The organism is Pseudomonas graminis (assembly GCF_013201545.1).
In the GTDB taxonomy this organism is placed as follows: domain Bacteria; phylum Pseudomonadota; class Gammaproteobacteria; order Pseudomonadales; family Pseudomonadaceae; genus Aquipseudomonas.
Map to the genome: position 1 here is coordinate 518,196 of NZ_CP053746.1, position 13,646 is coordinate 531,841.

The window sequence follows — 13,646 nt, forward strand, 5'->3', positions numbered from 1 at the left end:
ATGTCGAAATTTTTTATCGACCGGCCGATCTTCGCGTGGGTAATTGCCCTCGTGATCATGCTGGTGGGGACGCTGTCGATCCTCAAGCTACCGATCAACCAATACCCGGCCATTGCACCGCCGGCCATCGCGATCGCCGTGACCTACCCGGGTGCCAACGCGCAGACCGTGCAGGACACCGTGGTTCAGGTGATCGAGCAGCAGCTCAACGGCATCGACAACCTGCGTTATGTGTCCTCGGAAAGTAACTCCGACGGCAGCATGACCATCACCGCGACGTTCAACCAGGGTACCAACCCGGACATCGCTCAGGTTCAGGTGCAGAACAAGCTCAACCTGGCCACCCCGCTGCTGCCGCAAGAGGTGCAGCAACAGGGTATCCGTGTAACCAAGGCGGTGAAGAACTTCCTGATGGTCGTCGGTCTGGTGTCCGAAGACGGCAGCATGGGCAAGGAAGACTTGTCCAACTACATCGTGTCGAACATGCAGGACCCGATCTCCCGTACCTCCGGTGTGGGTGACTTCCAGGTCTTCGGTGCCCAGTACGCCATGCGTATCTGGCTCGACCCGGCCAAGCTGAACAACTTCCAGCTGACCCCGGTCGACGTTAAAACGGCCATCACTGCCCAGAACGTTCAGGTGTCTTCCGGCCAGATTGGCGGTTTGCCTGCGCTCAAGGGTCAGCAGCTGAACGCCACGATCATCGGTAAAACCCGTCTGCAGACCGCCGAGCAGTTCGGCAACATTCTGCTGAAGGTCAATCAGGATGGTTCGCAGGTTCGCCTTAAGGATGTCGCCAAAGTCGGTCTGGGTGGCGAGAACTACAGCATTGACGCGCAGTTCAACGGCAAGCCGGCCTCCGGTCTGGCGATCAAGTTGGCGACCGGTGCCAACGCGCTGGACACCGCCAAGGCGATCCGCGCCACGATCTCCCAGCTGGAGCCGTTCTTTCCGCCTGGCATGAAAGTGGTTTACCCGTACGACACCACGCCAGTGGTTCAGGAATCCATCACCGGCGTGGTACACACCCTGGGTGAAGCGATCATCCTGGTGTTCCTGGTGATGTACCTGTTCCTGCAGAACTTCCGCGCCACCATCATCACCACGATGACCGTGCCGGTGGTATTGCTGGGTACGTTCGGGATCCTTGCTGCTGCCGGTTTCACCATCAACACGCTGACCATGTTCGGGGTGATCCTTGCCATCGGCTTGCTGGTGGACGATGCCATCGTTGTGGTGGAAAACGTCGAGCGGGTGATGGCGGAGGACAAACTTTCGCCGCGGGACGCCACGATCAAATCCATGGAGCAGATCCAGGGTGCACTGGTCGGTATCGCACTCGTCCTGTGTGCGGTTCTGCTGCCAATGGCGTTCTTCGGCGGGTCTACGGGTGTGATCTACCGGCAGTTCTCGATCACCATTGTTTCGGCGATGGCACTTTCGGTACTGGTCGCGCTGATCTTCACCCCGGCGCTGTGCTCCACCCTGCTCAAGCCGATCGATCACGAGAAGCACGGGCAGCCGAAACGTGGATTCTTTGGCTGGTTCAACCGCACCTTCGACCGCAGCGTAGTGAGCTACGAGCGCGGCGTCGGCAACATGCTCAAGCACAAGATTCCGGCCTTCATCGTTTACGCGCTGATCGTCTGCGGCACCATCTGGATGTTCACCCGCATTCCGAGCGCGTTCCTGCCGGAAGAAGACCAGGGCGTGATTTTCGCGCAGGTGCAGACGCCTCCAGGCTCCTCGGCTGAACGTACGCAGACCGTCATCGACAACATGCGTAAGTACCTGCTGGAAGAAGAATCCGGCGCGGTCAACTCGGTGTTCACCGTTAACGGCTTCAACTTTGCCGGTCGCGGTCAGAGTTCCGGTTTGGCGTTCATCATGCTGAAACCGTGGGGCGATCGTGATGCCTCCAACAGTGTTTTCGAGCTGGCCAAACGGGCGCAGCAGCACTTCTTCGGTTTCCGCGACGCAATGACCTTTGCGGTCGTACCGCCTGCGGTACTGGAACTGGGTAACGCCACCGGTTTCGACGTGTACTTGCAGGATCAGGGCGGCGTGGGTCACGCCAAGCTGATGGAAGCGCGTAACCAGCTGTTGGGCATGGCGGCACAGAGCAAGATTCTGGCGGGCGTGCGTCCGAACGGTCTTAACGATGAGCCGCAATACCAACTGGTTATCGATGACGAGCGTGCGCAGGCCCTGGGCCTGAGCCTGTCGGACATCAACACCACGCTGTCCATCGCCATGGGTGGCAACTACGTCAACGACTTCATCGACCGCGGTCGGGTCAAGAAGGTGTACGTGCAGGGCGATGCCAGTGCGCGGATGAAGCCGGAAGACTTGAAGAAGTGGTACGTGCGCAACACCGCTGGCGAGATGGTGCCGTTTGCCTCGTTCGCCACCGGCGAGTGGGTGTTCGGTTCGCCGAAGCTGTCCCGTTACAACGGTGTACCGGCCGAGGAAGTACTGGGTACTCCGGCGCCGGGTTACAGCACCGGTGAGGCGATGGCCGAGGTCGAGCAATTGGCGAAGAAGTTGCCGGCCGGCGTGGGTCTTTCCTGGACGGGTCTGTCCTATGAAGAGCGTCTGTCCGGTTCTCAGGCGCCCGCGCTGTACGCACTGTCCATTCTGATCGTGTTCCTGTGTCTGGCGGCGCTGTACGAAAGCTGGTCGATTCCGATCGCGGTGTTGCTGGTCATCCCGCTTGGGGTTATCGGTGCGCTGATCGCGACGAGCCTGCGTGGCCTGTCCAATGACGTGTTCTTCCAGGTAGGTCTCTTGGTGACGGTGGGTCTGGCAGCGAAAAACGCTATTCTGATCGTCGAGTTCGCCAAGGAGCTGCATGAACAGGGCAAGGGCATCGTCGACGCAACCATCGAAGCCTGCCGGATGCGTCTGCGGCCCATCGTGATGACGTCCATGGCGTTCATTCTCGGTGTGGTTCCGCTGGCGATTTCCTCGGGCGCCGGTGCCGGTAGCCAGCATTCAATCGGTACGGGCGTAATCGGCGGTATGATCACCGCGGTTATCCTGGCGATCTTCTGGGTACCGTTGTTCTTCGTTTCGATATCTTCGCTGTTCAAAGGCAAACAGAAACACACTCCACACGATGAGGCTGGCCAATGAGCAAGTCCCTGATCTCGCTGGCGGTCACCGCGTTCATTCTCGGCGGCTGCTCGTTGATCCCCGATTACAAGCAGCCCGCCGCACCGGTGCCGGCTCAGTTCCCGCAAGGTCCGGCATACTCGCCGGCCCAGGCGGCGAATCAGGCGGCGGCCGAGCAAGGCTGGCGTCAGTTTTTCCATGACCCGGCGCTGCAGCAGCTGATTCAGACGTCGCTGCAGAACAACCGTGACCTGCGCGTCGCCGTGCTGAACATCGACGCCTACCGCGCGCAGTACCGCATTCAACGTGCGGACCTGTTCCCGGCTGTTGCAGCCTCGGGCACCGGCACGCGTCAGCGCGTGCCGGGCGACCTGTCGCAAACGGGCGAGTCCGGTATCACCAGTCAGTATTCGGTGGGTCTGGGCATCAGTTCCTATGAGCTGGATCTGTTCGGACGAGTGCGCAGCCTCAGTGAGCAGGCGCTGCAAACCTACTTCGCCGGTGAAGAAGGCCGACGCAGCACGCAGATCAGTCTGGTGGCCAACGTGGCCAACGCCTATCTGACGTGGGAAGCGGACAAAGAGCTGTTGAAGCTGACCCAGGACACCCTGGGCGCCTTCGAGGAAAGCCTGCGTCTGACCTCTCGCAGCAGCGAAGTGGGTGTGGCTTCGGCACTGGATCTGGCGCAATCGCGCACCTCCGTAGAGAGCGCCCGCGTCAAGCTGGCCCAGTACCAGCGACTGGTCGCCCAGGACGAAAACAATCTGGTGCTGTTGTTGGGCACCAGTCTGCCGGCCAACCTGCCCGCGTCCAAGCCGTTGAGCGCTGACATGCTCAACGAAATGCCGCCGGGGCTGCCTTCTGAGCTGCTGCAACGCCGTCCGGATATCTTGCAGGCCGAATACAACCTGAAAGCCGCCAACGCCAATATCGGCGCTGCACGCGCCGCGTTCTTCCCCAGCATCAGCCTCACGGCCAGTGCCGGTACGGCGAGCGGCGACCTGAGCGGTCTGTTCAAAGGCGGTTCGGGGACGTGGCTGTTCGAGCCGTCGATCAATCTGCCGATCTTCAACGCGGGCAGTTTGCGCGCGAGCCTCGACTACTCGAAGATCCAGAAAGACATCGGCGTCGCCAACTACGAGAAGGCGATTCAGACGGCGTTTCAGGAAGTCTCCGACGGTCTGGCCGCGCGCAAGACCTACACCGATCAGCTCAAGGCGCAGACCGATTTCGTCAACGCCAACCAGGACTACTACCGTCTGGCCGAGCGTCGCTATCGCATCGGGATCGACAGCAACCTGACCTTCCTCGACGCCCAGCGTCAGTTGTTCAGCGCGCAGCAGTCGTTGATTACCGATCGTCTGTCGCAGCTGAACAGCGAGGTCAATCTGTACCGCGCTCTCGGCGGCGGCTGGTACGAACAGACCCCGACCGGCGAGCGTCAGCCAACCGCGGGTGATGTGCCGTCTACCCGCTTGTTCTGATACGCCGCGTATGAAAAAACCCACCGATTGGTGGGTTTTTTTTGCCTGTTTTCCAGGCTGTTTCAAGCAAAGGCCACAGCGGTTACGCCAACAAAAACTCCGTCACACGCAGTGCAAAGACTTCACCCAGTTCAACGCTGGACAGGTGCGCGGCGTAATAGTCGGAGAGTTCGCTGCCGTGGATGTGGTTCTGCAGAAAGTGCCCGTCCGCCACCGTGGTGACGGCGTCATGGCTGCCGCAGATGATCAGCGTGGGCACGGTGATCGAACCGACTTCCTTGCGCAGATCCGCATCCCGAACGGCAGCGCAGCAGGCGGCATAACCCAGCGGAGAAGTTGCCGCCAGCACGTCGGTGATGGGCGTGACTTTATCGGGGTGCTGGCTGACAAAGCCGGGGGTGAACCAACGCCCTACGGCGCCAGCGCCCATCTCCGTCATTGCCCGTTTGCCGCCCTTCTCCACCTGCGCAATGCGCGGCGCCCACGTTTCCGAATCGCCGATCTTTGCTGCGGTGTTGCACAGAATCAGCTTGTGCAGCCGGTCGTTGCCGTGGATGCCCAGCCACTGCCCGATGAGGCCTCCCATGGACAATCCGCAGAAATGCGCGCGGTCGATTTTCAACGCATCAAGCAGCGCCAGCACGTCTCGTCCCAGCTGTTCGATGGTGTAAGGCCCTTGGGTGACGAGGGACTGACCGTGGCCGCGGGTGTCGTAACGCACGACGCGGAATGACTTGCTCAGCGCCGGAATCTGCGCGTCCCACATATGCAGGTCAGTGCCCAGCGAGTTGGACAGCACCAGCACCGGCGCAGACTCCGGGCCGTCGATTTGATAATGCAGTTCACCGTCTTCGAGTTGTACGAACGCCATGGCAGTCGCTCCGTGAAACACGTGGAATAAGTGTGATGAACGTGGACAGCTCGCGCCGTGCAAAGACGCGGGCTCCAAGGTCCGGGATCAGTGATCTTCGTGCAGGTAAGCAGGCTTCTTCGGCAGTCGCAGGCTGAACAGGAAAGCAATCGCCATCATTGCAGTCACGTACCAGTAGAAGGTGTTTTCCATGCCCATGTTCTTAAGACCCAAGGCCACGTATTCCGCCGAGCCGCCGAAAATCGCATTCGCCACGGCATAGGCCAGGCCGACGCCCAGCGCCCGAACCTGAACCGGGAACATCTCGGCTTTCACCAGGCCGCTGATGGAGGTGTAGAAACTGACGATCGCCAGGGCCAGGGTGATCAGCACGAAGGCGATGATCGGGCTGGTGGTGGTTTTCAAGGTCAGCAGCAGCGGCACCGTGCACAGCGTGCCCAGCCCGCCGAACCACAGCATCGAAGCGCGACGGCCGATTTTGTCGGCGAGCATGCCGAACACCGGCTGCATGCACATGTACAGGAACAGCGCGCCGGTCATGATATAGCTCGCGACCTTGGCATCCATGTGCACGGTGTTCACCAGGTATTTCTGCATGTACGTGGTGAAGGTGTAGAAAATCAGCGAGCCACCGGCGGTGTAGCCCAGCACGGTGATGAACGCCGCTTTGTGATCGCGGAACAGGGCAGACATGCTGCCCGCGTCCTTGTTCTGACGCACTTCAGCGGTGGTGGTTTCTTTCAGCGACCGGCGCAGCACCAGCGAAATCACCGCCGCCACCGCACCGACCACGAATGGAATCCGCCAGCCGTAGGCTTTGAGCTCATCGGCGCTGAGAAACTGCTGCAGGATGACCACGGTCAGCACGGCCAACAGCTGGCCGCCAATCAGCGTCACGTACTGAAACGAAGCGAAAAACCCGCGCTGCCCCCGCAACGCGACTTCGCTCATGTACGTGGCCGTGGTGCCGTATTCGCCGCCCACCGACAGGCCCTGGAACAGGCGCGCCATCAACAACAGAAACGGCGCCCAGGCACCGATCGACGCGTAAGTGGGCAGACAGGCAATGACCAGCGAGCCCGCGCACATCATCAGCACGGAAATCATCATCGAGTTCTTGCGGCCGTGCTTGTCGGCCACGCGACCGAACAGCCAGCCGCCGATGGGACGCATCAGAAAGCCTGCGGCGAAGACGCCCGCGGTGTTGAGCAGTTGAACGGTCGGGTCGTCGGAAGGAAAAAACGCAGGCGCGAAATAGATGGCGCAGAAGGCGTAGACGTAGAAGTCGAACCATTCGACGAGGTTGCCCGATGAGGCCCCGACGATGGCGAAGATCCGCTTGCGCCGTTCTTCGCCGGTGTAGTGAGTCGTTGTCATTATTATCTCCCCAGGTGTTAGTAAGGTCAGCCAGTCTAAGACATAACCTGCAACATTTAGACTTAAGCAGTAACGTTTCGACATCACAAGGACAACCACCCAAGTCAGCAAGTTGCCCCTTTCGCAGAGGCAAACGATGACTCGGGTGGTTGATTCCCAAGAAGGTCGTTTAGCGCGCTATCGCAAGGGCCAGGCCTTGCCCCACGCCAACGCACATCGTGGCCAGCGCTTTGCTGCCGCCGGTTTTCTCCAGCTGATGCAACGCCGTCAGCACCAGCCGCGTGCCGCTCATGCCGAGCGGATGTCCCAGCGAAATCGAGCCTCCATTGGGATTGACCTTCGGCGAGTCGTCGGCGATGCCCAGCTCACGCATGACCGCCAGGCCTTGGCTGGCGAACGCTTCGTTGAGCTCGATGACGTCGAAATCACTGACCGCCAGACCCAGTCGTGCCACCAGCTTGCGCACCGCCGGGACCGGGCCGATGCCCATGACGCGAGGCTCAACGCCGGCACTGGCCATCCCCAGCACGCGAGCGCGCGGCGTCAGGCCGTGCTTCTTGACGGCTTCGGCGGACGCTAGAATCATCGCCGCCGCGCCGTCGTTCAGGCCTGCGGCGTTGCCGGCCGTGACCGTTTTGCCAGGCCCGTTGACCGGCTTCAGCTTGGCGAGCGCTTCAAGGCTGGTGTCGGCACGGGGGTGCTCGTCGATGTCGACGACGGTCTCGCCTTTTTTGTGGGCGATGCGCACGGGCACGATCTCCTCGACGAAGAAGCCCGCGGCCTGAGCCGCGGCCGTGCGCTGCTGGCTGCGCAGGGCAAACGCGTCCTGATCCTCCCGGGAGATGCCGAAATCCTCAGCGACGTTGTCGCCGGTCTGCGGCATGCTCTCAACGCCGTACTGGTCTTTCATGTGCGGATTGACGAAGCGCCAGCCCAGGGTGGTGTCTTCCAGCTTCTGCCCGCGGCCGAATGCCGTGTCGGCCTTGCCCATCACAAACGGCGCGCGGGACATGGACTCGACGCCGCCGGCAATGGCCAGCTCCATTTCACCGCAGGCGATGGCACGGAACGCAGAACCCACCGCGTCCATGCCTGAAGCGCACAAGCGATTAAGGGTCACGCCCGGCACAGTGGCTGGCAACCCGGCCAACAGCGCCGCCATGCGTGCGACGTTGCGGTTGTCTTCACCGGCCTGATTGGCGCAGCCGAGAAATACTTCGTCGAGCTCATTCCAGTTGACCGACGGGTTGCGCGCCATCAGGGCCTTGATCGGCAACGCGGCCAGGTCATCCGCCCGAACGGTCGCTAGGGCGCCGCCAAAACGGCCGATAGGGGTGCGAATCGCGTCGCAGATAAATACGTCGCGCATCATGCTTCTCCCGGGGCCTGGCCATGGGCGGCAGCGGTCCGCGCCTCCAGATCACGCAACGCGGTCAGTTCGTACGCGGTAGGCGCGTCGGATTGCACGACCGTGTCGGCAAAGCGCAGGTCCCAACCGGTGGCGGCGATCACCTGCTCGCGGGTCACGCCGGGATGCAGCGTGGTCACGACGAATTCGTGGGTGCCCTCCTCCGGCTCCATGATGCACAGGTCGGTGATGATGCCGACCGGCCCGGCACCCGGCAGGCCGAGGCGTTTTCGGGAGTCGCCCCCTTCGCCGTGGCCGACCGAGGTCAGGAAGTCCAGCGTGTTGACGAATGTCCGTGGCGACTGCTTGAGGATGATCAGCACTTCTTTGGCCGACCCTGCAATTTCCGGCGCGCCCCCCGCACCCGGCAGGCGCACCTTCGGGTGGTGATAATCGCCGACGACAGTGGTGTTGATGTTGCCGAAACGGTCGACCTGGGCCGCGCCAAGAAAACCGACATCGACACGCCCGCCCTGCAGCCAGTAACGGAATATCTCGCTGGTGGACACCACGGTGTCAGCGGTTTCCGCCAGCTCGCCGTCACCGATGGACAGCGGCAGCACGTCTGGCTTCGCGCCGATTGGCCCTGATTCGTAAATCAGTACGACGTCAGGTGAGGAAGTGAGGCGCGCCAGATTGGCCGCTTTCGAGGGCAGACCGATGCCGACAAAGCACACAGCGCCGTTTTTCAACCGGCGCGCGGCGGCGACGGTCATCATTTCGCTGGTGGAATAGCTCACTGGTTAGTCTCCGCCACGTGGGCCAGCTTGTTCTTGAACTCGCCGAAATCCCGGGTGCCATGGATGTATGCGTCGATCCAGTCGGTAAACGCCTCACGGTCGCGGGCGATGGCGTCCCATGCCTGATAGAAACGGTTATCGCGTTCGTAGTAACCGTGGGCGTAGGAAGGATGCGCCCCGCCCGGCACGACGCAAACGGCACTCAGCGCCCAGGTTGGCAGCACGCAGGCGTTCATCGGCGCCTCGAGGTCATCGACAATTTCCTCGACCGTGACGATGCAGCGTCTGGCCGCCAACGCTGCCTCTTTCTGTACCCCGAGAATGCCCCACAGCAGCACGTTGCCTTTGCGGTCGGCTTTCTGCGCGTGGATCACCGTGACGTCGGGGCGTACCGCGGGCACCGCCGCCAGCACTTCTCCGGTGAACGGGCACGTGACGGATTTGATCAGCGGGTTCACCTTCGGCAGATCGGAACCGGCATACGCCCGCAGCACCGCGAACGGCAGGCCCGACGCGCCCGCCACGTACGCGTTGGCGAGGTCGGCGTGGCTGTGTTCTTCAATCTCCATGGGCTGCGGCCATTGCCGTTCGACGGCATCACGAAGCCGATGCAACGAGCCAACCCCGGGGTTACCGCCCCACGAGAAAATCAGCCGTTTCGCACAGCCTGCGCCGATCAACTGGTCATAGATCAGATCGGGCGTCATGCGCACCAGCGTCAGATCTTTCTTCTTCTGACGGATGAGTTCATGGCCAGCCGCTGTAGGAATCAGGTGGGTAAAGCCTTCCAGTGCAACGATGTCGCCATCGTTGACGAACTGCTTCACAGCCTCGTGGAGGGAAAGAATTGCAGCCATGGGGTGCTCCAGGTTCACACTCGGTTGCCATACCCTTGTCGGCTTGGCGTTGAGAATGAGGTTATGCCTGGGCAAAGGACGGGACAATCCGATAACCGACTAAGTGTTCGATCACCGAACGGTTAGTGGAGACCGGAGCCAGCTACGGTCTCACCGCTTTATAGCCGTCAGGTAAACAGCTGCGTGCTCAGGTCACGGCTGGCATTCAGCATGATCGGCAAAAACTTCTGCTCCAGGTCATTGCGCGCCACTCGGCCTGCACTGGTGCTGACATTAAGCGCCGCGAGCACCTGACCCGATGCGTCGTAGACCGGCACGGCAATGGAACGCAAACCCTGCTCCAGTTCCTGATCGACAATGCACCAGCCCTGCTGCCGCACTTGCTGCAGGCATTCGAGCAAGGCCTCGGGGGTGCGCAAGGTGCGACTGGTTTTGGGTTGCAGATCCACGTGGGCGAGGTATTCCTGCAACGACACATCGTCCAGCGCTGCCAGCAGAATCCTGCCCATGGACGTGCAGTAAGCCGGCAAACGCCCGCCCACCGCCAGATCCACGGAGATCAGTCGCTGAGTCGTGGCCGAGCGCGCAATGTAAAGAATGTCGTCGCCTTCCAGCGTGGCCATGTTGCAGGCTTCGTGCAGCTGATCACTCATGCGGTCCAGATACGGCTGCGACGAAACCGCCAGGGGTGTGGACGACAGATACGCATGGCCGAGCGTCAGTACTTTAGGCAGCAGCGAGTACGTGCGCCCGTCCGTGGTGGCGTAACCCAGTTTGATCAGTGTGTGCAGGCAACGACGGACCGCGGCCCTGGGAATTTCCGTGCGGTGGCTGATCTGGGCGATGGTCAGGTGCCGCTTGCGCTCCTGGAACGCTTGAATGACGGCCAACCCGCGCGCCAGCGAGGTCATGAAGTCCGGATCACCGGTGAGCGCCTGAATCCTTTTAGCAGGGGACGCAACAATCGGCGGCGCAAGTGACGTGAAAGAATTACGCAATTGGTCGTTCATGCTGACACCGTTCGTCGTGGCCGCGGAAGCCTTGTAGACCGCCACTCTCGCCTGTTTCCAGAGCCACGGCAAGTGAGCTTTGGGCGATTATCGAACGAGTGGCCGATAATCGCAATTGACCGGCCGCACCGTTGCTTATACCTTTCACCCTGCCATGAGGCTTCTTTGGATTACTGGTCAGGTACCCACTGAGAAGTCCCGGGCACGGCCTTGCTAACCGCAAGGCCGTTTTGTTTCCGCCCTCCGCATTATCTGTAACCGAATAAGTACACATTTGCTATTCGCACCTTCATACCCGAGAATTTACGTCGCCAGAAAACTGCCTGTCGCGTTAAACATTTGACTCACAAAGTTCTGACGTAAACCCGAGTCTGTAACTTAGGAACCTTCGTACATAAAAAAGGTATAAATCTTCCAATGTTCGACTGCGACACTCTCGACAGTTGACTCGCCTGCGCATCTTCGCGATAGTGACCGGCATTGAAGCTCCGGAACGCTATCGCGTGGTTTAATCCCCTCGCCCATTCGGCATGGATCCAAACTCACGCAGGCATTGCCCGATTCGATCGCAATGTTCAGCGGCGGCAGGCCAATACCACGGTCATTTGCCATCCTGCAGACAATCAATAAAGAATGTTGCTACGACAGTTTTGTCATTCCGGTGTACGTAGCCGCCCCTGTTTGAAGTGTGAATCATCTTGCGCAGCGCTCCTGCCCGATGGTTATTCCTGATCCGATACAGTGCGATCGTCAGGCCCGACACTTTCAGACTCGGCGTCAGCACCGGGATTAAACTCAACCGATCAGGTATTAATGTGACCAAAGATGAACTGCGCGCAGAATTAGAGCGCCAGGAACAACGTTACAAGGAAGTTTACGGCGGCGAAGTCACAACATACGCCGCTCAGCCCGAGCCAGAACGCAAGCCGTGGCGCAAACGGGCGAGCCTGCTCGATCAGGCTTTCAAGCAAGAACTGCAAAAGATGGAAGAAGAACTCAAGGAAGAGCCTTGAGCAGGTGGCTTGCCTGTCGCTGACCCAGGCAGCCGACGGCGAACCCGCTGTTGCTTGAAAGACCGGGCTTAATAGATTCGACCCTGATTCAGGGGTGCTTCGCACCGTCATTCCGGACAGGAAGTCAACGGGCTGATGAGACAGAAATTGGGTTGCCGTTTGCTACCAATGATCCGCGCGCCTATCGCGCAGTTTTTTTTCTGTCATAATCCCGCCCCCTTAAGACCGGGTCAGAAAACCTTCCATGATCGATCTATTCAGCGGACTGGATGCTTGGGTAATTGTGAGCCTGTTGCTCGCCCTGGCGTTTGTCCTCACCTTCGAGTTCATCAATGGCTTTCATGACACCGCCAACGCGGTGGCGACAGTCATTTACACCAAGGCCATGCCGCCCCATCTGGCAGTCTTTTTCTCGGGCGTGTTCAATTTCCTCGGGGTGCTCCTGGGTGGCGTCGGCGTGGCATATGCCATCGTCCATCTGCTGCCGGTCGAGTTATTGATCAACGTCAACACCGGTCATGGTCTGGCCATGGTGTTCTCGCTGCTGGCTGCGGCCATCACCTGGAACCTCGGCACTTGGTACTTCGGTATCCCGGCGTCCAGCTCCCACACGTTGATCGGTTCGATTCTGGGTGTCGGTCTGGCCAATGCGCTGATCAACAACATCCCGCTGGGCGAAGGCGTGAACTGGCAGAAAGCGATCGACATCGGCGCTTCGCTGGTGTTTTCACCACTGGCCGGTTTCATCGTGGCAGGTCTGGTGTTGTTGGGTCTCAAAGCCTGGCGTCCCCTGTCCAAGATGCACAAGACCCCGGAACAACGCCGCAAGCTCGATGACAAAAAACACCCTCCATTCTGGAATCGCCTCGTTCTGGTGATTTCCGCGATGGCGGTGAGCTTCGTGCACGGTTCCAATGATGGCCAGAAAGGCATTGGTCTGATCATGCTGGTGCTCATCGGTATCGTCCCGGCGCAGTTCGTGCTGGACCTGAGCACCACGACCTACCAGATCGAACGCACCCGCGACGCGACCCAGCACCTGAGCCAGTTTTACCAGCGCAACAACGCGACGCTGGGCGAGTACCTGGCACTGGGTAAATCAGCGGCGGGCGACTTGCCTGAGCGCTTCAGCTGCAACCCCGAGCAGACCGAGCCGACCATTGATGCGCTGTTGAACAACCTCAAGGGCGTCAATGACTACCACAGCCTCGCACCGGAGCGTCGCATCGAAGTGCGTCGTTACCTGCTGTGCCTGGACGACACGGCGCGCAAGGTCGGCAAGCTGCCGGCGCTGGATGCCCGTGAAAAATCGGATCTGGAGAAGCTGCGCAAGGACCTGACCGCCACCACTGAATACGCCCCGTTCTGGGTGATCTTCGCCGTTGCTCTGGCGCTGGGTATTGGCACCATGGTCGGCTGGAAACGTGTGGTGCTGACCATCGGCGAGAAGATCGGCAAGCAAGGCATGACCTACGCGCAGGGCATGTCCGCTCAGATCACCACCGCGAGCGCCATCGCGCTGGCCAACGTGTTCAGCCTGCCGGTTTCGACCACTCACATCCTGTCGTCCGGCGTGGCCGGGACCATGGTGGCGAACAAAAGCGGCCTGCAAGGCGGCACCGTACGTAACATTCTGCTGGCGTGGGTGTTGACCCTGCCCGCCACGGTCGCGCTGTCGGCAGGGTTGTTCTGGCTGGCGTCCAAAGCGCTGGCCTGACCTGACTGCCCGGCATGATCTGAAGAAGCCCATTCATTGAATGGGCTTTTTTGTG

Annotated in this window: 10 protein-coding genes; 4 read left to right on the forward strand and 6 right to left on the reverse strand. The window is 60.5% G+C overall.

All coding sequences use genetic code 11. The annotated features are described in order from the left end of the window. Positions 1–3,135, forward strand: coding sequence for an efflux RND transporter permease subunit (locus tag FX982_RS02405; RefSeq protein WP_172609511.1), 3,135 nt, complete (start codon positions 1–3; stop codon positions 3,133–3,135). Beyond that, the gene (locus tag FX982_RS02410; protein WP_172609512.1) at positions 3,132–4,598 is read left to right on the forward strand and encodes an AdeC/AdeK/OprM family multidrug efflux complex outer membrane factor; all 1,467 of its coding nucleotides are present in this window, start codon (positions 3,132–3,134) and stop codon (positions 4,596–4,598) included. The genes FX982_RS02405 and FX982_RS02410 overlap by 4 nt, the downstream gene beginning before the upstream one ends. Positions 4,599–4,680: 82 nt before the next feature. Here the strand turns inward: FX982_RS02410 and pcaD are convergent, their stop codons facing one another. The 6 genes from pcaD to pcaR form a co-directional block, all read right to left on the reverse strand. Further along, positions 4,681–5,469, reverse strand: coding sequence for a 3-oxoadipate enol-lactonase (gene pcaD / locus FX982_RS02415; protein ID WP_172609513.1), 789 nt, complete (start codon positions 5,467–5,469; stop codon positions 4,681–4,683). A gap of 87 nt (positions 5,470–5,556) precedes the next feature. Further along, positions 5,557–6,846: an MFS family transporter gene (locus tag FX982_RS02420; protein WP_172609514.1), complete on the reverse strand. Its 1,290-nt coding sequence runs from the start codon at positions 6,844–6,846 to the stop codon at positions 5,557–5,559. Between the two features lie 169 nt (positions 6,847–7,015). After that, a complete protein-coding gene (pcaF, locus tag FX982_RS02425) occupies positions 7,016–8,218 on the reverse strand; it encodes a 3-oxoadipyl-CoA thiolase (RefSeq protein ID WP_172609515.1) in 1,203 nt (400 codons plus the stop codon). Then, a complete protein-coding gene (locus FX982_RS02430; protein WP_172612958.1) occupies positions 8,215–8,973 on the reverse strand; it encodes a CoA-transferase subunit beta in 759 nt (252 codons plus the stop codon). The genes pcaF and FX982_RS02430 overlap by 4 nt, the downstream gene beginning before the upstream one ends. Positions 8,974–8,990: 17 nt before the next feature. After that, positions 8,991–9,851: a CoA transferase subunit A gene (locus tag FX982_RS02435; protein WP_172609516.1), complete on the reverse strand. Its 861-nt coding sequence runs from the start codon at positions 9,849–9,851 to the stop codon at positions 8,991–8,993. Positions 9,852–10,018: 167 nt separating this feature from the next. After that, the gene (pcaR, locus tag FX982_RS02440; RefSeq protein ID WP_172609517.1) at positions 10,019–10,861 is read right to left on the reverse strand and encodes a pca regulon transcriptional regulator PcaR; all 843 of its coding nucleotides are present in this window, start codon (positions 10,859–10,861) and stop codon (positions 10,019–10,021) included. Between the two features lie 815 nt (positions 10,862–11,676). Here pcaR and FX982_RS02445 point away from each other — a divergent pair. Continuing rightward, entirely contained in the window at positions 11,677–11,874 is a 198-nt protein-coding gene (locus FX982_RS02445; RefSeq protein WP_037014498.1) for a hypothetical protein, read from the forward strand. 244 nt (positions 11,875–12,118) lie between these two features. Further along, positions 12,119–13,591: an inorganic phosphate transporter gene (locus FX982_RS02450; RefSeq protein ID WP_122536001.1), complete on the forward strand. Its 1,473-nt coding sequence runs from the start codon at positions 12,119–12,121 to the stop codon at positions 13,589–13,591. Positions 13,592–13,646: the final 55 nt, after the last annotated feature.

Bases quoted from the DNA above. Each gene is read 5' to 3' on its own strand.
- FX982_RS02450 (WP_122536001.1), top strand. From the start codon at position 12,119: ATGATCGATCTATTCAGCGGACTGGATGCTTGGGTAATTGTGAGCCTG.
- pcaD (WP_172609513.1), bottom strand. From the start codon at position 5,469: ATGGCGTTCGTACAACTCGAAGACGGTGAACTGCATTATCAAATCGAC.
- pcaR (WP_172609517.1), bottom strand. From the start codon at position 10,861: ATGAACGACCAATTGCGTAATTCTTTCACGTCACTTGCGCCGCCGATT.
- FX982_RS02410 (WP_172609512.1), top strand. From the start codon at position 3,132: ATGAGCAAGTCCCTGATCTCGCTGGCGGTCACCGCGTTCATTCTCGGC.
- FX982_RS02405 (WP_172609511.1), top strand. From the start codon at position 1: ATGTCGAAATTTTTTATCGACCGGCCGATCTTCGCGTGGGTAATTGCC.
- FX982_RS02430 (WP_172612958.1), bottom strand. From the start codon at position 8,973: ATGATGACCGTCGCCGCCGCGCGCCGGTTGAAAAACGGCGCTGTGTGC.
- FX982_RS02420 (WP_172609514.1), bottom strand. From the start codon at position 6,846: ATGACAACGACTCACTACACCGGCGAAGAACGGCGCAAGCGGATCTTC.
- pcaF (WP_172609515.1), bottom strand. From the start codon at position 8,218: ATGATGCGCGACGTATTTATCTGCGACGCGATTCGCACCCCTATCGGC.
- FX982_RS02435 (WP_172609516.1), bottom strand. From the start codon at position 9,851: ATGGCTGCAATTCTTTCCCTCCACGAGGCTGTGAAGCAGTTCGTCAAC.